Below are 20,819 nucleotides of genomic sequence, written 5' to 3'. Positions count from 1 at the left end.
GGGATGTCCATCGACGAGCAGCCCGTCAACGGACCCCTCCCCTGGGGGCGGGAACCCCGGCTCCGAGCATTCGGGACGTCAGTCAATCGCTCAGCGCATCGATGGCCGGAGGGACGTAGGCCCCTCTCAACGCCGACCCGGTGGGGCCGTAGATGCGCAGCAGGACATAGAAGCGCCCGTCGGGGATGGGCAGCCAGTTGGCCACCCGCTGCGGCTCGGGGGCGTCGTGCTGGAGGAAGAAGGAGATGGAGCCATCGCTCGACTTCTTCAAGTCGCGCGAGCGGTCCCCCACCGAGTAGCGCTGGATGGGATTGTCCACCAGCATCCGTGTGTCCGCGTCGTACGCCGTGAGGGACCAGAAGAACCGGGCGGGAGGCAGCGCGTCCGCCGGGAAACGCAGCACGTAGCGACTCCGGCTCCCATCCAACAGGCGGTCCTCACCATCCAGGTGGGTGATGGGATAGACGGCCTCCACGGGAGAGTTCGCGTAGATGTAGTTCCACGCGACATGCGCACGCAACGGGTAGTCGCCCCCGAACGCACCCACCTTCGGGTCGGGCAGCTCCCATCCCTGCTTCAGCACGGGGCGCTTCTGGATGACCCGGCGCGCATCCTTCACACCCTCCAACATCGCCGCGCGCACCTCGGGCGCGAACGCCTGGGCATCCATGCGCGCGCCGGGCCGCACGCCGATGCGGGCGAAGCGCGCCAGCAAGGGCTGCTCCGCGTCCGTGAAGCGGTGCCACTGCATCATGAAGTTGACGTACTCGAACGCCTTCAACGAGCTGTCCGCCTTGTCGTCGAAGTACGGCGGCCAGACCACGTCGGGCAGCGTCGGCGCGGGGCGCTTCGTGAGCACATGGAGCGGCGTCAGGCGGAACTGTTGCTGGAGAGAAGCCGCCTTGGACACGTCCTCGGGCCCCTGGACTCCGATGCGCAGCAGCGCCGCCACGAACATCGAGGGCGACCGGATGACGAGCGCATCCTTCAGTGACTCCGGCAGCTCGCCCTTCCAGTCGGGACCCGCGATGACGAAGCGTCGGGGGTCCGTTCCCGTTGCCCGCGTCCCGATGTACTCCAGGTTGTTCGTCGTGATGTCGACCAACTGGACGCAGAAGTACCGTCCCCCCAGCTCGGGCGTGTCCAGCACCACGGGCTCGCCGCGCAGGTCCAGGTTCGCCTCCGAATAAAGCGTGTCGTTGTTCGCGGAGACGACATCGCGGTCCTTCGGGGTGAAGAGCCGGGGGAAGTGCAGGAAGACGTTGGCGGGCCGGACCTGCGGCGAGTCCGACAGGAAGCCCAGCGCGAAGAGCCGGTAGTGCTCCACCATCGGCAATCCAAAGACATAGGCGTCGCGCGCCAGGTCTTGAATCTCCAGGGCCGTCAGTCCCGCGGTCGATGGCTCCAACATGGTGGCACCTCTCCCGTGGAGCGAGGACGGCGGAATCACCTGCCCGGCTCTCACGTCCGGCAACGTGGGCCGGAGCTGACTTGCACGCAACAGTCCGGGGGACCGGCGAGAGAGGGCCCGCCGAGAACCGCCGCGTTCGCCGCTCGCTCGCCCCGCCTCGCGGCCCGGGAGGACCGGGCCTTGCGAGCGCTCGAATCGGCGCGGGCTCGATTGTCGGACCGGGGTGCGCTCAGCAACGTGTGAGGGACACGACCGCCGGAGCGACCCACATGCCGGAGATCTCCCATCCGCACAGCCCCGGAGCCCCCTCCGTCGCGCGCTTCCTGCCGTTCATGTCCTGGCTCCCCAAGTGGCGTCCCAGCTCGCTCAAGCGCGACATCGCGGCGGCGCTGACAATCACCGCGCTCCAGATTCCGGAGGCCATGGCCTACGCGGAGCTGGCGGGCGTGCCACCACAGGCCGCCTTCTACGCGGGTCCGGTGGCGCTGGTCCTCTATGCCTTGCTGGGCACGTCCCGGCAGCTCGTGGTCGCCATCTCCGCCACGGTGGCCGTGCTCTCCGCGTCCACGGTGGCCGCGCTCGCGCCCTCGGGCACGCCTCGCTTCATCGCGCTCACCGCCACCCTGGCCATCCTCGCCGGCGCCATCTCCATCCTCGCCGGAGTCCTGAAGCTCGGGCGCATCGCCCAGTTCTTCTCGGAGTCGGTCCTCACCGGCTTCGTCTTCGGCCTCGCGCTGGTCATCGCCATCAAACAGGTGCCCAAGCTGCTCGGCATCGAGGCCGGGGGCGGCAACTTCTTCGAGCGCCTGTGGCACCTGGTGACGCACCTGGGACAGACGCAGCCGCTCACGCTCGTCATCGGCGCGGCGAGCGTCGCGGTATTGCTGCTGCTAGGCCGGCTCCTGCCACGCCTGCCCGCGTCCCTCGTCGTGCTGGTGCTGGGCACCGTCGTCGTCGGCGTGCTCGGCCTCCAGGGGCACGGCGTGAAGGTGGTGGGAAACATCCCCTCGGGCCTGTCCGGCCCGGCCATTCCGGACGTGGGCATGGGCGACCTCTTGAAGCTGCTGCCGGGCGCGTTCGGCATCGCGCTGGTGGCGTTCGCGGAGGCCATTGGCCCGGCGCGCGTGTTCGCATCCAAGCACCGGTATGAAGTGGACCCCAACCAGGAGCTCATCGGCCTGGGCGCGGCGAACCTGGGCGCGGGACTCTTCCGAGGCCTCTCCGTGGGCTGCAGCCTGTCCAAGTCCGCGGCGAATGACGCGGCCGGGGCGCGCTCGCAGATGTCCAGCCTGCTCGCCGCCGCCATCCTCGCGCTGGTGGCGCTCTTCTTCACCCCGTTGTTCCGCACGCTGCCGGAGGCCACGCTGGCCGCCATCGTCATCCTCGCCACCGTGGGGATGATGGACGTGAAGGAGATGCGCCGCCTCTTCAAGCTGCGCCGCACCGACTTCCTCCTCGCCGCGGGCGCGCTCCTCAGCGTGCTCGTGCTCGAGGTGCTCCCCGGACTGATGGTCTCCGTGGGTCTGTCCGTGGCGCTCCTCGTCTGGCGTGCCAGCCAGCCCCGCGTGAGTGAGCTGGGCCGCGCGCCGGGCACGCTGGACTTCGCGGATGTCCGTCGCCAGCCCGCGCCCCTCACCGTGCCCGGCTTGCTGATGATTCGTCCGAACGAAGGCATCTTCTTCGCCAACGCCACGTCCCTCCGGGACGCCATCATCGGCCGGGTGGACAGCGCTACCTCCCCCGTCCACGTCGTGCTGTTGGACCTGGAAGTCACCTCGGACCTCGACGTGCCCGGCGCGGACATGCTCGGCGCGCTGAAGGACTCGCTGGAGCACCGTGAAATCACGCTGATGCTCTCCCGCGTGCTGAGCCAGACACAGCAGATGCTGGACCGGACTGGAGTGACGGAGCGCATCGGCGCGAAGAACATCCACCCGCAGACCTTGAACGGTGTGGTGGAGTACCTGTCACACCGGACCCACCACTCGAAGGCCGAGTGGTCGCTCGTGAAGGACGGACTCCACCGGCTCAACGCCCTGGTGGAGGAGGCCATCCCCGCCGCCGAGGGCGATGACGACCGCCGCCGGCTGGAAGCCCTGCGCCATCGGCTGGCCCGGCTCGACGACGGCTCCTCGCCACACGAGTAGGCGTCCACCCCGCCCCCCGGGACCCATGGACAGACGCAACGGTGATATTCTGGACAAGCCGTACTAGCCAGAACTCATCGGACGGTTCCGCCTGTCCAACGAGGGGGGCCCGTGAGCAAGCGACGCCAGAGCAGGAGCAGACCCAACGTGGTGGAGCAGCGCGGCGGGCCCCTACTTCCCCTGGGTGATGCTGGCGGACGCAATCAACTGGTGCACGCGGTGCCGGGCGCGCTGAGGGAAGCACCGCGAGTCCCCGCCTGGGTCGGCTATGTCGAGAAGCGGCTGGCGACCATCATCGCGCTGCTGGTGGCCGGCCTCGCGCTGACGAACCTGCCGCAGATCCACAACATCGTGCTGCAACTGCCCGGTGTGGCCTCGCTGCAAGCGGGCGGCTCCGCGCTGATGGCCGTGACGTTCTGGGCGTACGTCCTGCTGCTCGGCGCCTTCTTCTTGATGAGCGCGATGTGGGTCTTCGTGCCGCGCGAGGACGTCCCCCGGTGGATGGAGCGCCGCAACTTCGTCAGTCGGGCGGTGCTCGCGGTGTGCCGAAGGCTGGTGACGCTGGCACGCTTCCCCCTGGCGTTTCCCGCCAACGGACCGCGGACCCCAGGAGGACTGCTGTACTTCGGCATCATCGTGGCGGGACTGGCGCTGGGCCTCGTCGGCTTCCTGGGGCTGCTGCCCGCGCCATGGAAGGCCAGGGACTCGGGGCCCATCCTCGTCGCCACGCTGGCGGCGGCCGTGGGAGTGCTCGGACTGGTGGGCACCCGGGTGATTGCCTGGAAGCCCTCGCTGCGCGTCCTGACGGAGGTCATCACCCGAGGCCTGGTGATGTCGCTGGGCTCCTACTTCCTCGCGGAGTTGCTCTGGGGCTTCTTCATCCCGACGATTCCCGAGGCGAGCTTCCGGCTCTACACCATCTGGGCCATCTACCACCTGCTCTTCGTGATTCTGTGCGCTGCCCGCGCGCTCGACCTGGTGGAGAGCGTGGTCCAGCGCGCCGTGCTCGCCCTCGCGCTGCTGGCCTCCGGGTTCCTCGTCGTCAACCTGCTGGACAGGCAGGAGTCCCTCACGCCCCTGCCGCTGGCCGAGGGCGCGTCCGCGAGCGAGGACGTCCTCTTCACCCGCTGGCTCGGCACGGCGAACCGTCGCCTGGAGCAGATGTGTGACGGGCCGGTGGTCTTCGTCTCCGCGGCGGGAGGCGGCTCGCGCGCGGCCATCTTCGCCATGCTCACGTTGGAGAGCCTGAGCCGGATGCACGTGAGCGTCCCCGACGCCACCTCGGAGCGGTGCCGCGCGCAGCCGCTGTCGGACCACGTGCTCTTCATCAGCAGCGTCTCCGGCGGCAGCGTCGCCAGCGCGCACTTCTCGCACCGGCTGGCGGCGGGGACGCTGGGGGAGATTGTCCCGGCCGACGTGCCGCTCAAGCACGCGCCTCGCGAGGAGCTCGCGTCGCACCTGATGAACGGCGCCTGTGGCCTGACGGCGGACCGGCTGTGGCCGCTGAGCAGCGATGCGCTCGATGACATGTTCGTCGACTTCAACGCGCCCCTGCTGCGCGGCGTGGTGATGCCGGGGGTGAGCCGTGGCGGAGGCCTGGCGTCCTTCTGGTCCGACTACCTGGGCTGGCCCGCGAGCCTCCCCGAGGATGGCAGCGTCCCCCTGCTCTTCCTCAACACGGCCAGCGCGCGCACGGGCGGACGGGTCGTCACCGGCAAGCCTCCCCTGCCCCCGCGCATGGTGAGTGATGGCACCCAGCCGGAGGCCCAGGCCCGCTCCACCAGCGAGCTGACCACGACGGGGGACATCGCGCTCGCCGACGCGGTCCGCGCGTCCGCGAACTTCCCCTTCGTCGTCGACCTGCCCGGAGTCATCGACGCGAAGGGGCACCGCGAGCCGCTCATCGACGGAGGCGTCTTCGACAACACCGGGCTCGACACCTTCGTCCTGTTGCTGCGAGGGCTCACGGACACGGAGCGCTGGAAGAAGAACCCCCAGGCGCAGGCGGGCATCGACCTGTTCTTCAAGCAGCTCAAGGCGCGGGGCGTGCTCTTCGTGGAGATCGACTCGGGCGCGAAGCCGTCGTCATTGGACGCGAGCGAGGACACGACAGGCCCCATCTCCACGCCCCTCTCCGCCCTCTCCCGCTCCAGCCATGCCTTCGCGCGCGACATGGCCAACTACCAGAAGGCGGAGATCGGCCGACTTCTCGCGGGCAAGCAGGTGTCGATGATGCAGACCAGCTACGCCTACGGAGACGCCGAACTGGCCGTGGACGCGAGCGACGCGCAGCGCCAGTGCCTGGAGGAGAACCAGGACGAGGTGATGACCGCCTGGGCCCTGGGCCCCAAGGACAAGGGCCGACTCCTGGGCCAGTTCCTCTGGCAGGAGGAGAGCGCCAGCGACCTCATCGCCAGCCACATCAAGAACCTCCAGGGCGCGGCGCAGACCGAGCGCATCGTCGCCAGCGACTCCTTCTACGGGCCCCTCTCCATCCACGCCCATCCGGCGTTGCTGGAGCGGCTCAGAGACCCCATCACCCGGATGCTCGCCGTGCAGCTCACCCAGAAGATCGCCGCCGACCAGGTCTCCCTGCAACGGGAAGGCACGCCCCGTCTCTATGACCGGGACGCGCCCGCCGTGCAGGTCTTCTCCCAGGCCGAAGCGAGCGCGCCGGACCTCGCGACGCGGCTGGGCGAGGGCAGCAAGGACGCCTGGGTCTACCTGGGCCAGTACCTGTCGGGCACCAACACCTGGCGCACCTGCTTCTACTGCAAGCAATCCCAGGCCGAGTGGTCCCTGCCGCCCCAGCGCTTCGTGGGCAGCACGCTGGAGAGCACCGCCCCCTCGCTCCTGCGAGACGACCCGCCCGAGGGCGAGCCCGCCGCGTACGGCAAGCTCCTGGGCGCGCTGCGCGTCGGTCAGCACGTCACCGTCAAGGCGGTGCAGGACTGGGGCGATCTGGGCTTCATCTGGGCGAAGGTGAGCATCCACCCCAAGGACCCCGCCCGCCTCAAGCGCTGACGGAGCACGTCACACCGGGACGCCATCCGACGGCGCGTGCCGCGAGGGCTCCGAATCGCGCTGACGCTTCACCCAGAACTTGTAGGGAGTGAGCGCGAGCAACCGGATGACGATGTAGGCCCCCACCACGCCCGCGACCTCCAGGGCCCGGTAGTTGGGATAGCTCTGGATGATGATGGTCATGGCCAGCACGGGGTTCGCGAAGGCCGTGGCCAGCGCCACCGCCTTGCGGTCCTCCAGCCTGGGCGCTCCGGCCCAGTGCCCGAGCAGGACCGACACGGTGATGATGACCACCAACGCGAAGATGGCGATCCACGCGATGTGGATGAGCCTGGGCCCGACGATGAAGAGCACCCCCACGGACACGGCGAGCAACAGCACGCTGAACACCTTGCCGCACCACGGCGCCAGGGCCTTGGCCACGTTCGGGGCGTAGTGGCGCACGGCGATGCCCACCGCGAGCGGCGGGAGGATCTTCACCGCCAGCAGGCGGAAGACCAGGTCCGGGCTCGCCTTGAACTCGACGCCGAGCAACCGGTCCACGCCCATCACCCAGAGCGGCACGGTGATGAGCGCGAACACGCTGAACAGGAGCAGCAGGTTGATGGAGGTAGAGGGATTCGCGCCGAGCGCCTTCGCCTGATTCACCTGCAGCGGCGCGCCGGGACAGACGGCCATCAACAGGATGGCGCTCGCCACCACCGTCGGCAGATGGAAGACCTTGACCACCGCCAGGGCGACCAGGGGCACCAGCAGCAACACCACCACCAGGGCGCGCACGTAGAGCGCGGGGCGCTCCAGGACGTGACGAATCTCCCCGGGACGGCGCGCCAGTCCCTCGGTGAACATGAACAGGGTCACGATGTTGCCCAACACGAATGCGATCACGGACCTGAGCATGCTCGCCTCCTCGCGGGCGGCGCGCAGTGGAGCCCCCGGATAGTTATCCTCACCGCCACCTCCTCGAGGGAGCCCACGGCACCCGGGCACCCGGGCGCCCGCCAAGGCTCAGCTCAGGCTCTTCTTGAGCTGGGACACCACCGCGAGGAATTGCCTGTCGAGCACCAGGAGGATGGCGAGCGGCGCCAGGCCCGCCGCCGCCACCGCGATGAGCGAGCGCTGGTCCCAGGGAAACAGCTTCATCCTCCGGGCGACCACGAAGGACGTGCCCAGGTCCGCCAGTGACGAGAAGTCCTCCGAGCTCAGCGGATCCACGCCTGGATTCCGGCGGAACCACTTGTCCTCGAACCGGCGCGAGTGGTGCGCGGCGACCGCGGAGAACCACGGGTCGCCCTGCCGCTTGGCGTGCACGAGCTGCCGGGAGAAGAACGCCAGCGGGGCGAACACCGCGAGGCAGGCGAGGACGGTGTAGAGGACCTGCGGCATCACGTAGTCCAGGGGGGACTCGGTGATGGCCGAGGCATTGGTCCGGAACGAATAGGCGGCGACGGGAACCGCCACCGCGAACACCACCGGCGCGAAGCTGGCCTGACAGATGGCGAGGAAACCCAGCCCGCCCGCCAGGTCCGGATGGGTGGGAACCAGCCGGAGCGGGAGCCGGGAGACGCGCAGGAGGAAGACGCCCCAGCCGAAGGCGCGCCATATCCACCGGAACACGAGGAAGCGCGCCAGGGGCTCGCTCACGTACTCGTACCACCCGCCCGCCAGCGACAGTCGGGGCGTCGGGTCCGCCACCATGCTCCACTGCCTCGCCGGGTCCGGCGTGGAGATGAGCGCGAGCGCGATGACGAGACCCAGCAACAGCAGCTCGACGAGCGGAGCATCGCGCCACCGCGTCAGTCCCCGAGCCATGGCCTCGTACGACGCGCGGTCCTTCTCCTCCACCAGGGCCGCGCGGAGGAACTGCCGCGCCGCCGCCCCGACGCGGCTGTCGATGTACGGCTCCGCCGCCACGAGCACGGGCAGCGACAGCAGGAGCATCGCATGCACCTGGTAGTCGGCGAGGAACAGACGCATGGCTCCCGCGCCCTGCAACAGCGTCAGCAGCGCCAGCGGCGCCCAGCTCACGAGCGTGAAGCACAGCGCGGCCCGCCAGGCCTTGAACCGGGGCGGCCCGATGAGGTGCAGGCCGCGCTCCAGCTCGAAGAGGGGTCCTCCCCTCACCAGGGAGAAGTCAGGGAGCAGGCGGGAGCTGGCCATCAGTACTCCTCGAACATCCGCTGCACCCGGGTCGGGTCCTTGGTCTCCAGCAGGGCCAGCTGCAACAGCACGCGCGACTTCGCCGGGTTCAGCTCACCGGAGGCCACGAAGCCCTTCTGGTCGTCGTTGATTTCGTTGTTGCGCAACACCAGCCCGCTGGGCAGTCGCGTGCTGCGCACCACCACCACGCCCTTCTTCACGTGCCGGGCCAGCGTGTCGAGCGCCGGCTGGGTCATGTTCCCGTCCCCCACCCCCGCGATGACCAGCCCCTTGGCGCCGTTCTTCACCGCCGAGTCGATGAGGTCCGGGCTCATGTTCGCGTGGGCGTACAGGATGTCGACCCGGGGCAGCGTGTTCTTGCCGGTGACGGAGAACTCCGAGTCCACGGTGTGCTTCTTGTCCATCCGCTCGAACCAGTGGACCTCCCCGGTGTTGACGACGCCCGCGGGGCCGCGGTTCGGGCTGCGGAAGGTCTCCACGTTGGTGGTGTTCGTCTTGGTGACGTTGCGCGCGGTGTGGATTTCATCGTTGATGACGATGAGCACCCCGCGCCCCTTCGCTTCGGGGGACGCCGCCACCGACACCGCGTTGTAGAGGTTGCCCGGCCCGTCCGCGCTGATGGCGGTGGCCGGACGCATGGAGCCCACGAGCACGACGGGCTTTTCGCTCTTGACGACCAGGTCCAGGAAGTACGCCGTCTCCTCCAGCGTGTCGGTGCCGTGCGTGACGACGACGGCGTCCACGTCCGGCGAAGCGAGCAGCTCGTTGGTCCGCTTCGCCAGCTTCAGCCACACCGCGTCGTTCATGTCCTGACTGCCGATGTTCGCCACCTGCTCACCGGTCAGCTTCGCCACCTTGTCGAGGTTGGGGACGGCCTTGATGAGGTCCTCGACCTTGAAGGCGCCGGACTTGTAGCCGTAGCCCTGGGGATTGCCCTGCGCCCCGGCGATGGTGCCGCCCGTGGCGAGGATGCGCACGGAGGCCATCTCCTCGGGGCTCTTGGCCCGCGCCTCCTCGGTGTTCGGCGAGTCCTTCGACGAGCCCGGGTTCGTCGGCGGCGGGCTCTCCTGCGCCGCGATTCCAGCGCCCGTCAGCAGCAAGCCCAGCGCGCACAGCAGCCCTCGCACCGTGTTCTTCGAACTGTTCATGGCGGACCTCTCGATTCGGGGTGGGCGTCACGGAACCTCACGAGTCCAGGTCGCGGCCCTTCCACTCCGCGATGGCGCGGATGACGATGTCCTTCAGGCTCTGGCCGATGCGGGGGTACTCGTCGTCATCCAGGTTCGCGAGCGACACCCGCGCCGACCACTCCGGCCCTTCGAAGCCGCTGCCGTTGAGCAGCACCACGCCGTGCCGTCGCGCCAGGGAGAGCACGATGTCGAGCGGGTCATGCCGCGACTCCTCGTACTCGACGAAGTCCTGGCCCACGTTCTTTCGCGCCCACACGTCCAGGTCCAACGTCTGGTAGTACGCGGTGCGCAGCGGGTCCTCGGGCAGGTCGATTCCCATGCCCTGGTACAAGCCCGCGAGCCTGTCGCGGCAGATTCGCCGGCAGCGCTTCTTGTACGCGTCGTCCTTGTCCAGCAGGGCGAACAGCGAGAAGAGGCTCATCTGGAGCTGCTGCGGCAGGGACAGGCCCGCGGTGTGGTTCAGGGCGACGGCGCGGCTGTCCGCCACCATCCGGTCGATGAACTTCAGCCGCTCCGGCTCCAGGGTGATTGAGCCATAGCGCTCGTTGAGCATCTCCCGCTGGCCCTCCGGCAGCCGGGCAATCATCGAGTCGATGATGTTGTCCTCGTGGAGCGCCACGACGCCCAGGCGCCACCCGGTGCACCCGAAGTGCTTCGAGTACGAGTAGACCAGGAGCGTGTTGTGCGGCAGCTCGGCGGCGAGTGAGCGGAAGCCCTCGACGAAGGTTCCGTACACATCGTCGGTGAGCAGCAGCAGGTCGGGCCGCTTCGTGCGGACCAGGTCCACCAGCAGGTCCAATGACTCGCGCCGCATGGCCGTCGCGCCGGGGTTGCCGGGGTGCACGACGAAGAACGCCTTGATGCGCGGGTCCTCCAGCTTGCGCAGCTCCGACTCCGGATACTGCCACGCGTGGCGGCCTTCCTCGGTCATCGCGCTCTGGCGGATGTCCACCGTGCGCAGGTCGAACTCCTCCAGGCGCGGTATCTCCAGATACGGCGTGAAGATGGGCGTTCCCAGGGCGATGGTGTCGCCCTTCTGGAGCAGGCCGTTCACCATCAGAGAACGGAAGACGTACGTCATCGCCGCGGTGCCACCCTCGACGGCGAACAAGTCGAAGTTCCCCGGCGGCGGACGGTTGTCACACATCTCCTGGGCCAGGTAGGCCCGCACGATTCTCTCGGCGTGGACGAGCATCCGGTCCGGCACCGGATAGTTGTCGCCGATGGCCGCGTCGGTCAGCTCCCAGACGAACTTGTCCGCGTCGAAGCCCAGCTTGGAGACGCCGTAGTTGACCGAGTCTCTCAGGAGCCGGATGGCCGCGCTGTCGTCGCTCTCGTCGAGGAAGCGCCGCAGTCGCGCGGCGATGCCCGGGGACCTCGGCATGCCCGCGAGCCCCACGTCCGGCTCGTTCCACGTCAGACGCGACTCGCGCAGCGCGAACTGGCCCAAGAGAAAGAACGCCTCGCGCGGCGTGGTGGCGATCCAGTTGGGATTGCCCCGGCCCGCGTTGAGCATCACCGCCGCGCGCGTCTTCGCGGACTCATCCGCCAGCGTCATGAGCGTGTCCTTCAGCTCGAACGGGCTGAGCTTTTGCAGCGCTCGCGTGTCGGGCGTCTCGTCGTCTCGAAGTGCGCCCGTCTGCGTCTCGGTCGTCGTGTCGGTGCTCATGTCCGTCGCGCTCCATCCGCCGCCCACCGCTCGCGGGGCTGTCGGTTCGGGTCGAACCGCGTTGGCGAGAGGACGTTGTCCACGCGTGCACAGGCCGCCAATCCGCGCGGCGGCTCCACGCCGGGCGCTCGCAGGACCGGGTGCCCGGACCGCGTCTGCTCCGTGCGTCGCCTCGGGAGCCCCACCCTGGAGGGCCGGCTTGTCGCGCGCGCCGGGGCCACCCAGCTTGCCGCCTGGGGAACTCATCGAGTCCCCTCCACGGAACGAGGCGCCAGATGAGCAGCACGGATGTCGTCGAGGGAGCCACGCAACTGGAGTCGCGAGTGTCGCGCCCCGAGAACGAGGTCGACACGAATGCGGCGCCCGGTGAAGCGCCGTTCCCCGGCATGGCGTGGATCCCCGGGGGCACGTACTGGATGGGCTCGGACCGCCACTATCCGGAGGAGCGGCCCGAGCACCAGGTGACGGTGAGCGGCTTCTGGATGGACCGCCATCCGGTGACGAACGCCGACTACGCGCGCTTCGTGGACGCGACGGGCTACCTCACCGTGGCCGAGCGCCCCCTGAATCCCGACGACTTCCCGGGCGCGGCGCCGGAGCTGCTCGTGCCCGGCGCCCTCGTGTTCCGCAAGACGGCTCAGCGCGTGGACCTGAAGGACTTGTCCAACTGGTGGGCCTACACGCCCGGCGCCTGCTGGAAACAGCCGGAGGGCCACGGCACCACCTGGAAGGGCCGAGAGTCACATCCCGTGGTCCACGTCGCCTACGAGGACGCGGAGGCCTACGCCGCATGGGTCGGCAAGGCCCTCCCCAGCGAGGCCGAATGGGAGCGCGCCGCGCGCGCCGGCCTGGACCGCAAGGTCTACGTCTGGGGAGACGAGTTTTCACCGGAAGGGCAGCAAATGGCGAACATCTGGCAGGGAGAGTTCCCCTGGCAGAACTTGAACACGGATGGATTCGAGGGGACCTCGCCAGTGGGGAGCTTCCCACCCAACGGGTACGGCCTGTTCGACATGGCTGGCAACGTCTGGGAGTGGACCACGGACTGGTTCCAGGAGCGCCACCAGGGCAACGGGGGCAAGGCGTGCTGCATCCCCGTCAATCCCCGAGGCCCTCCGTCGCACGGCGCGAGCTTCGACCCCTGCACGCCGCAGGTGAAGATTCCGCGCCGCGTCCTCAAGGGCGGAAGCCACCTCTGCGCGTCCAACTACTGCCTGCGCTACCGCCCCGCGGCGCGTTCTCCGCAGGCCGTTGACAGCGGAACCACACACATCGGATTCCGCTGCATCGTTCACGTCACGGAGCGATGACCCTGCAAATACTCCAGTTTTCGCCGGGTTGAGCCCCCCCTGTTCGCGAACACGAAAGCCCTGCTAGTTTGCGCCCCCACTACAGACCTGTGTTATCAGCAGGCCCTGTTTCGCGCGTGAGCTGCTGAAACAGTGATTCAGCCCAGGGGTATCTCGAGTGAAGAGCGACGCGACACGGACGCTGTTGGTGACTCGGTCCGACCTGCGCTGCATCGTGGAGGAGGTCGGCGCGAACGCGCTGATGGACGAACTCATCCACGCGCTGACCGAAGCGCTGCGCACCTTCGATGGGGAGCAGACGGAGGTCCGCAAACGGGACGGCTTCCTGTTGGAATCCGCGCGCCAGCCGGGGTGTCTGGAGTGGATGCCGGTGATGCAGCGCGGGCACGCGGTGACGGTGAAGATGGTGAGCTACAGCCCTCACAACCCCGAGGAGCGGGGGCTGCCCACCATCATCGCGACCAACAGCCTCTATGACGTGCGCTCCGGCCACCTCATCGCGCTGATGGACGGCGTCTTCGCCACGGCGCTGCGCACGGGCGCGGCCTCCGCGGTGGCCACGCGCTGCCTGGCCTCGCCCGACAGCCGCGTCATCGGCTTGATTGGCTGCGGAGCCCAGGCGGTGACGCAGCTCCACGCCATCAGCCGGTTGTTCCCCATCACCGAGGTCCTCGGTTACGACACGAATCCGGAGGCGCAGGAGTCGTTCGCGCGCCGCACGGCGTTCCTCGGGCTGAACGTGAAGATTGTCCCCCTGGCGGAGCTGGAGGAGCGCTCGGACATCATCTGCACGGCCACCTCCGTCGCCGTGGGAGGCGGGCCCGTCCTCTCCGAGAAGAAGCTCAAGCCGCACGTGCACATCAACGCCGTGGGCTCCGACCTGCCCGGCAAGACGGAGCTGCCGAAGTCGCTGCTGGAGCGCAGCCTGGTGTGCCCCGACTTCACGGTGCAGTGCCTGGTGGAGGGCGAGTGCCAGCAGATCCGCCCCGACCAGGTGGGCCCGGACCTCATCACCCTGGTGAAGAACCCGGACGTGTACGAGCCGTGGCGGGAGAAGCCCACCGTGTTCGACTCCACCGGCTACGCGCTGGAGGACCAGGTCGTCACCGCGCTCTTCCTCAAGCACGCGGAGCGGCTGGGCCTGGGAACCTCCGTGGGCCTGGAGACGGTCGGCGGCGACGCGTTGGACCCCTACGCGCTGCTGCACACGCCGGAGGCCGCGCCGAAGCGGGACGTCCGTCTGGCCACGGGGAGCTGAGCCTCAGAGTTCCAGCACTATCTTTCCGAAGCTCGCGTTGGACTCCATGTGGCGGTGAGCATCCGCCACGCGCGCCAGCGGGAAGGTGGAGTCGATGACGGGGCGGACCCTGCCGGCGACGAGCTCCGGCAGCCACCGCTCCTGGAAGCGCCGCATGACGGCCAGCTTGGCGGGCAGCGGCAACGGACGCAGGGCCATGCCCTTGATTTGAAGCCGGCGCAGCACCACCTGCTTCAAGTCGATGTCCCCGCGCATTCCATCCATCAGCCCCACCAGCAGCAGACACCCGCCCAGGCGCAGTGAGGCCAGGTTGCGCTCCAGCGCCGCGCCGCCGACGAAGTCCTCCACCAGGTCCACGCCGCGCCCTTGCGTCCACCGCGCGAGCGCTGGCGCGAAGTCCTCCTGGGTGCGCACCACGCCCGCGTCCGCGCCCAGCGCGAGACACCGGCGCTTCTTCTCCTCCGTGCCCGCGGTGATGAACACCCGCGCGCCCACCGAGCGCGCCACCTGGATGCAGGCGGTGCCGATTCCGCTTCCACCCGCATGGATGAGCACGGACTGACCCGAGGCGAGCCCGCCCAGCTCCAGCAGGGACTCGTGCGCCGTGCAGTACGCCTCCGGCGTGGCCGCCGCCTCGACGAAGGACCAGCCCTCTGGAATGGGCACCGCCATGCCCTCTTCCATCAAACACGCCTCCGCGTACCCGCCGCCATCCACGAGGCCGAAGACGCGCTGGCCGGGCACGAAGGCGCGGACGCCCTGCCCCACGGCCTCCACGACACCGGCGACCTCCACGCCGAGCAGCGGACTGGTGACGTCTGGAGGCAGCGCATAGCCGCCCGCGCGCTGCGTGGTGTCGGTGCGGTTGAGAGCGGAGGCGCGCACCCTGACGAGGAGCTGACCAGGGGCGGGAGTGGGGCGGGGCATCTCTTCCAGGTGAAGCTGCTCTGGACCACCTGGGGTCCGAACCACCACCGCCGTCATCACTTCAGTAGTTCGCATCCACATCCACGCCATGGCGCCGCAAGGGCACGAGGAAGGAGCGCTCGAAGGTCATCACGACGGTGCCGTCCGCCTTGAGGCCCTGGGTCTCCACGGTGACGACTCCCTGCTTCGGGCGGGAGCGGGACTTCCGCTTCGCCAGCACACGGCTCTCCGCGTACAGGGTGTCCCCCACGAAGACGGGGGCCGTCAACCGGATGCGATCCCACCCGAGGTTCGCCACGCCCTTGGCACTGGTGCTGTTCAGACTCATCCCCCCGACGATGGCCAGCGTGACGAGGCTGGAGATGAGCGGCTGCTTCCACTCCGTCTTGCTGGCGTAGACGGCGTCGATGTGGAGCGGGTGGGTGTTGAGGCTCAGCAGGGACTGCCACATGTTGTCCACGTCGGTGATGGTGCGCCCCGGACGATGCTCGAAGACGTCCCCCACCTCGAAGTCCTCGTAGAAGAGGCCGTGTGTCTCACGGTAGCGCTGCTTGCCCACCTTCTTGTGGGCGGCCACCAGTTTCTTCATGAGTCTCCACTCCTGGAGCCCGCCCGGAGTTGGACGGGTGACAGGGCCTCCTCGAGCTGGACGCTGGCCAGGACGCGCCGAGCCACCGTCACCAGCGGAGGACCAATCATGCTCCCTCCGACGACGTGGATGCCGCCTTTTCCGTCCCCCGCCTGTGCGAGCACGCGCCGCGCATGGGCCACCATCTGCGCGGTGGGCCGCAGCGCCGCGTGGACGACGCCCACCTGGTCCGGGTGGATGACAATCTTCCCGGTGTAGCCCAGCGCGCAGACCCGGCGCGTCTCGTCCTCCAGCTCCGCCAGGTCCTCCAGGTCGAAGAACGGCGAGTCGATGGCGCTCACCCCGGCGATGGTCGCCGCCATGGCGATGCGGGAGCGCGCGTAGAGCAGCGGCTCCCAGGCCAGGGGGACGCCGAGCTGCGCGGACAGGTCCGCGGCGCCGAAGATGAGGCCCCGCAGGCGGGGGGTGGACATGGCGATGGCGTCCACCGCTTCCACGCCGCGCGCCGTCTCGATGATGGCGAGCAGGGACATTTCCGGGAAGCGCTCGCCGAGCAGCGCCTCCACTTGATGAATCTCCGACGGGGATTCGACTTTCGGCAGCAGCAGGGCCTCCAACCGGGCGTTGGAGTCCAGGAGGGCGAGCACGTCGCGAAGGCCCGCCTCGGTGCGCAGGCTGTTGATGCGCAGGCACAGGGGCCCGCGCGGTCTCGAAGTGGAGAGGTAGGAGATGGCCAGTCGGCGCGCCTCGTTCTTGAGGCTTTCGGGGACGCCATCCTCCAGGTCCAGCAATCCCATGTCCGCCCCCACCTCCAGCGCTTTGTCGAAGCGCGAGGGGTCGATGGCGGGAGTCACCAGGAAGGACCTGCACTGCAAGGGCATGGTCATGATGCGCGTGGCTCCTTGGCTCAGGTGCCGGGCGAGGTCAGCTCCAGGACGACGTCACAGAGTCGCTGGAGGTCCTCGGAAGAGATGTTGGAGCGAAGCATGATGCGCAGCCCCGCCCGCCCCTTCGGGACGATGGGGAAGAACACCGCCGACGAGTAGAAGCCCCGCTCCATCAGCTTGCGCGAGTACTCCACGGCGACAGCCTCGGGCCCCACGTCGATGATCTTGATGGGGAAGTCCTCGCCCGAGGTCCGGGTGCGCACCCGCTCGTCGAAGTAGCGCACGTTGGCGCGCAGGGCCTTCTGCCGCGCGGCCAGTTCGGGGGCGCCGTGGAGGCGGGCGGAGGCCACGCTGGCGCCAATGGCTGGAATCGCCAGGCTCTGTGACCAGCCGAGCGGTCCCGCGAAGCGGCCCACCAGGTCCGCGTGGTGCTTGGGCCCGAGCATGATGGCGCCGCCCGCGGTGCCGAAGCCCTTGCCCAGCGAACCGATGATGATGGTGCGAGGGTTGACCTCGCCCTCCATCGTCGCGCGCACGTAGCCCTCTCCCGCGCCGCCGTAGATGGAGAGCGAGTGGGAGTCATCGAAGTAGAGGAACAGGCCGTACTTGTCCTGGAGGGCGAACAGGTCCTTCACGATGGCCACGCCGCCCATCGAGTAGAAGCCATCCGCGACATACGCGACGCGCGCGTGTTTGCGGCAGAGGTCCTCCAGGAAGTTCAAGTCATTGTGGGGCGCGGTGACGACGTGGGTTTCATCCGCGCAGATGGGCTTGATGAGGTTCATCGAGAAGTGCGCGGACTTGTCGAAGACGAGGATGGGCTTCTGTCCATCCGGCAGCAGGTGTCCGGAGGCGATGAGGGGCAGCAGGCCCGCGCTGGCGGAGCTGGCGGAGTTGGTGACCACCGTCTTCACGCGCCAGAGGTGGGTCAGCTCCTCCTCGAGCGCATCCAGGTCCGCCAGTCGCACGCGCAGACGGGAGATGGACATGGTCATCGTCTTCTCGCGCTGGAGGACGTCGATGGCGCCCTGGAGCACGTCCGGGTGCGAATCGAGCCCCAGGTACGAACATGAGCAGGTGTTGATGAACTCACGGCCATCCGGCAGTGAGAGCGAGCCGCGTCCGGTGTTGTGCACGGACAAGTCCAGCAGCCCCGCCTCTTTCGCGGCGGTGAAGGATGGATTGCCGTGGCCAATCATCGACTCGGTGTTGCGATAGCGATTCTTGAGTTCCATGACGGCGCTCACTCCTGCACTTCGAATCCGGGGACCACCGCATCGATTCCCACCGACAGGTCCGGCGACGCCAGCACCCGCTCGAGGAGCACGGTGAAGGCTTCGCGCAGACGTCTGGGTGTGTCGGGCTCGAAGAGGTCGGTGTTGAACTCCAGCAAGCCGGAGAAGCCATCCGCGCGCTCCTGCAGCGACAGCGTGAGTTCGTAGATGGACGCGCCCCGGTCCGCGGGCATGGGGACCAGGGTCAGCTCCGGGAGCACCAGCGCTTCCATGGGCGTGTTCTGGAGGACGAACATCACCTGGAAGAGCGGCGCCCGGTTCAGCTGTCGCTGGGGGACGAGGGTGTCCACCACCTGGTCGACGGGCACCTCCTGATGCGCGTAGGCGCCCAGCGTGACGTCGCGGACCCGCGACAGGAGCTGACGGAAGCTCGGGTTGCCGCGCAGGTCCACGTGCAGGGCCACGGTGTTGACGAAGAGGCCGATGAGCGACTCCAGCTCCGGCAGCGCCCGGTTGGCGATGGGCGAGCCGATGACGATCTCCTCCTGGCGCGCCCGGTGACACAGCAGGGTGCCGAAGAGCGACAGGAGCGCCATGAAGGGCGTCACCCGCTCCCGCTGGCAGAGCAGGTTGAGGGCGTCGCTGCGCGCGCGTCCCAGCGAGACGGAGATCGACGTGCCGTTGAAGGTGCGGGTATCGGGCCGGGGCTTGTCGACAGGGAGGTTCAGCAGCTTCGGGGCCTTGGCCAGGGCACCGCGCCAGTAGTCCAGCCGCGTCTCCAGTTCGGCGCCGGAGAGCCATCGGCGCTGCCAGGCCGCGTAGTCCGGATACTGGATGTCGAGCGGCGGCAGCCTGGGCGTCTCGCCCCGCGCGAAGGCGGAGTACAGGTGCACCACTTCGCGGGTGATGATGCTCTCCGACCAGCCGTCCGAGAGGATGTGGTGCTTGCTGAAGATGAACAGGTGTTCGTCATCCGCCAGCCGGATGAGCGAGCCGCGCACGAGCGGCCCACGGGTGAGGTCGAAGGGCCGGCGTGCGTCCTCGGCGATTCGCCGGAGCAACTCCGTCTCCGCGTCCTCCCGCCCTCGGAAGTCTTCCAGCGGCAGGTCGATTCGCATCGACTCCGCGACCTTCTGCACCGGCCTGCCGTCCACCTCGCTGAACGTGGTGCGCAGCGACGCGTGGCGGTCCACCAGGCCCTGGACCGCGGCGCGGAGTGCATCCAGTTTCAGCGCGCCCTTGAACCGGTACGCCGCGGGCTGGTTGTAGGCCGTGGACGTGGGGTTTGCCTTGAACAACCTCCACAGCCGCTCCTGGGAATACGACAGCGGCGGGAGTGAATCACGCGATGCACGCACCAGCGGCGGCAGCACGCTCAGCGGCTCACGCGGCGAAGACTCGAGTCGTCTGGCCAGCGCGGCGACGGAGGGCGCCTCGAACAACGTCTTGAGGTGCACCTCCGCCTTGAGCTGGGAGCGGAGGCGGGACACCAGCTGCGTCGCCAGCAGGGAGTGGCCGCCCATGCTGAAGAAGCTGTCGGTGACGCTGACACGCGGCAGCTTCAGCACCGAGGCGAACGCCTCCGCCAACCGCGTCTCCATCTCGTCTCGTGGAGCCACGAAGGGCGCCGCGCCGCGCAGACTCTCCACGTTCGGCGCTGGCAACTTCCCTCGCGCCAGCTTCCCACTCGGCGTCAGCGGCAGCGCCTCCAGCTTCATCAACGCTGGCGGCACCATGTGCTCCGGCAGCTTCCTCGCCAGCGCCTCTCTCAGCACCTCCGGCTCCCACGCCGCCCCCGCCCTCAACACCACGTACCCCACCAACCTCTTGTCCCCCGGCGCGTCCTCGTGCACCCCCGCCGCCGCGTCCCTCACTCCCGCCAACTCCCGCAGCGCCGCCTCCACCTCCCCCAACTCCACCCGGAAGCCCCGCACCTTCACCTGCGCGTCCAGCCGGCCCAGGAACTCCACCACCCCGTCCCCTCTCCACCTCGCCCTGTCTCCCGTCCGGTACAGCCTCGCCCCCGCCTCCCTCGTGTACCCGTCCGGCACGAAGCGCCTCGCCGTCAGCTCCGCCCTCTCGTGGTACCCCTGCGCCAACTGCGCCCCGCCGATGTACAGCTCTCCCGCCACTCCAATCGGACACAGCCTCCCCTGCCCGTCCAACACCAGCAGCTTCGTGTCCGGCAGCGGCACTCCAATCGGCGGCAGCCTCGGCCAGCTCGCCGGTGGCCCCTTCAACCGGTGCGCGCTCACCACGTGCGTCTCCGACGGGCCGTACTGGTTCTCCAGCACGCACCCCGGCAGCTTCTCGAAGAAGGCCACCACCGCGGGCGTCACCTGCAACTGCTCTCCCGCCGTCACCACCTCCTTCAACGACGACGGCACGCTCGCCCCGTGCGCCACCGCGTCCGCCAGCGCCTGCAGCGCGACGAAGGGCAGAAACAGTCTCTCCACCCGGTGACTCACCATGAAGTCCAGCAGCGCCGGCACGTCCTGCCTCAGCGCCGCTGGTGGCACCACCAGCGTCCCTCCCGCGCTCCACGTCGAGAAGATTTCCTGGAAGGACACATCGAAGCTCAGCGACGCGAACTGCAACGTCGTGGCCTCCGCCTTCACTGAGTGCGCCCGCTGCCACAGCAGCAGGTTGCACAGCGCCGCGTGTGACAGCGCCACGCCCTTCGGCTTCCCCGTGCTCCCCGACGTGTACACCACGTAGCAGGTGCCTCCCGGTGGCACCGCCCTCGGTGGCGTCATGTCCGGCCGCTTCGCCACCTCCCCCGCTTCTTCATCCACGCACAGCGCCAACTCGCGCGCCCACTTCGGCAGGGCCTCTCGCTGACGCACCTTCGTCAACACCCTCACCACCTTCGCATCCCCCACCATGTACCCCAGCCGCTCCGCCGGGTACTTCGTGTCCAGCGGCACGTATGCCGCCCCCGCCTTCAATATCCCCAGCACTCCCACCATCTGCTCCAGCGAGCGCTCCATGCACAGCCCCACCCTGTCCCCC

14 protein-coding genes are annotated in these 20,819 nt (G+C 68.8%); 4 read left to right on the top strand and 10 right to left on the bottom strand.

What is annotated here, in order from left to right:
• Positions 1-82: 82 nt before the first annotated feature.
• Entirely contained in the window at positions 83-1,411 is a 1,329-nt protein-coding gene (locus G4D83_RS37720) for a DUF1254 domain-containing protein (RefSeq protein WP_163869763.1), read from the bottom strand.
• 269 nt (positions 1,412-1,680) lie between these two features.
• Here G4D83_RS37720 and G4D83_RS37715 point away from each other — a divergent pair, with 269 nt between their 5' ends.
• Both G4D83_RS37715 and G4D83_RS37710 read left to right on the top strand, forming a co-directional pair.
• On the top strand, positions 1,681-3,558 hold the full coding sequence (locus G4D83_RS37715; RefSeq protein WP_163869762.1) for a SulP family inorganic anion transporter: 1,878 nt from the start codon (positions 1,681-1,683) through the stop codon (positions 3,556-3,558).
• 111 nt (positions 3,559-3,669) lie between these two features.
• Positions 3,670-6,582, top strand: coding sequence for a patatin-like phospholipase family protein (locus G4D83_RS37710; protein WP_163869761.1), 2,913 nt, complete (start codon positions 3,670-3,672; stop codon positions 6,580-6,582).
• Between the two features lie 9 nt (positions 6,583-6,591).
• Here the strand turns inward: G4D83_RS37710 and G4D83_RS37705 are convergent, their stop codons facing one another.
• From G4D83_RS37705 to aspD, 4 genes are all read right to left on the bottom strand, one after another.
• On the bottom strand, positions 6,592-7,482 hold the full coding sequence (locus G4D83_RS37705; RefSeq protein WP_163869760.1) for a bile acid:sodium symporter: 891 nt from the start codon (positions 7,480-7,482) through the stop codon (positions 6,592-6,594).
• 108 nt (positions 7,483-7,590) lie between these two features.
• Positions 7,591-8,742 carry a hypothetical protein gene (locus G4D83_RS37700; RefSeq protein WP_163869759.1) on the bottom strand — a complete coding sequence of 384 codons (1,152 nt, stop codon included), beginning with the start codon at positions 8,740-8,742 and terminating at the stop codon, positions 7,591-7,593.
• Positions 8,742-9,890 carry a type II asparaginase gene (locus G4D83_RS37695; RefSeq protein ID WP_163869758.1) on the bottom strand — a complete coding sequence of 383 codons (1,149 nt, stop codon included), beginning with the start codon at positions 9,888-9,890 and terminating at the stop codon, positions 8,742-8,744. The genes G4D83_RS37700 and G4D83_RS37695 overlap by 1 nt, the downstream gene beginning before the upstream one ends.
• A 37-nt stretch (positions 9,891-9,927) precedes the next feature.
• On the bottom strand, positions 9,928-11,601 hold the full coding sequence (gene aspD / locus G4D83_RS37690) for an aspartate 4-decarboxylase (protein WP_163869757.1): 1,674 nt from the start codon (positions 11,599-11,601) through the stop codon (positions 9,928-9,930).
• A 275-nt stretch (positions 11,602-11,876) separates the two neighbouring features.
• Here aspD and G4D83_RS37685 point away from each other — a divergent pair, with 275 nt between their 5' ends.
• Complete coding sequence (locus G4D83_RS37685) at positions 11,877-12,911, top strand: formylglycine-generating enzyme family protein (RefSeq protein WP_163869756.1); 1,035 nt, start codon at positions 11,877-11,879, stop codon at positions 12,909-12,911.
• Positions 12,912-13,098: 187 nt separating this feature from the next.
• Entirely contained in the window at positions 13,099-14,169 is a 1,071-nt protein-coding gene (locus G4D83_RS37680) for an ornithine cyclodeaminase family protein (protein ID WP_240357045.1), read from the top strand.
• A gap of 3 nt (positions 14,170-14,172) precedes the next feature.
• On the opposite strand, the gene G4D83_RS37675 is transcribed toward G4D83_RS37680, so the two are convergent.
• The 5 genes from G4D83_RS37675 to G4D83_RS37655 all read right to left on the bottom strand — a co-directional run.
• Entirely contained in the window at positions 14,173-15,171 is a 999-nt protein-coding gene (locus G4D83_RS37675; protein ID WP_163869754.1) for an NAD(P)H-quinone oxidoreductase, read from the bottom strand.
• Complete coding sequence (locus G4D83_RS37670; protein ID WP_163869753.1) at positions 15,158-15,685, bottom strand: MaoC/PaaZ C-terminal domain-containing protein; 528 nt, start codon at positions 15,683-15,685, stop codon at positions 15,158-15,160. Before G4D83_RS37670 ends, G4D83_RS37675 begins: the two co-directional genes overlap by 14 nt.
• Complete coding sequence (locus tag G4D83_RS37665; protein WP_205522816.1) at positions 15,682-16,572, bottom strand: aldolase/citrate lyase family protein; 891 nt, start codon at positions 16,570-16,572, stop codon at positions 15,682-15,684. Before G4D83_RS37665 ends, G4D83_RS37670 begins: the two co-directional genes overlap by 4 nt.
• A 20-nt stretch (positions 16,573-16,592) precedes the next feature.
• Positions 16,593-17,807: an aminotransferase class I/II-fold pyridoxal phosphate-dependent enzyme gene (locus G4D83_RS37660; protein WP_163869752.1), complete on the bottom strand. Its 1,215-nt coding sequence runs from the start codon at positions 17,805-17,807 to the stop codon at positions 16,593-16,595.
• An 8-nt stretch (positions 17,808-17,815) separates the two neighbouring features.
• Positions 17,816-20,819 (bottom strand): non-ribosomal peptide synthetase (locus G4D83_RS37655; protein ID WP_163869751.1); only part of this gene is annotated, 3,004 nt, incomplete at its 5' end.

The organism is Myxococcus eversor (assembly GCF_010894455.1).
Lineage (GTDB): Bacteria > Myxococcota > Myxococcia > Myxococcales > Myxococcaceae > Myxococcus > Myxococcus eversor.
This window is presented reverse-complemented; position numbering and strand designations above follow the sequence as displayed.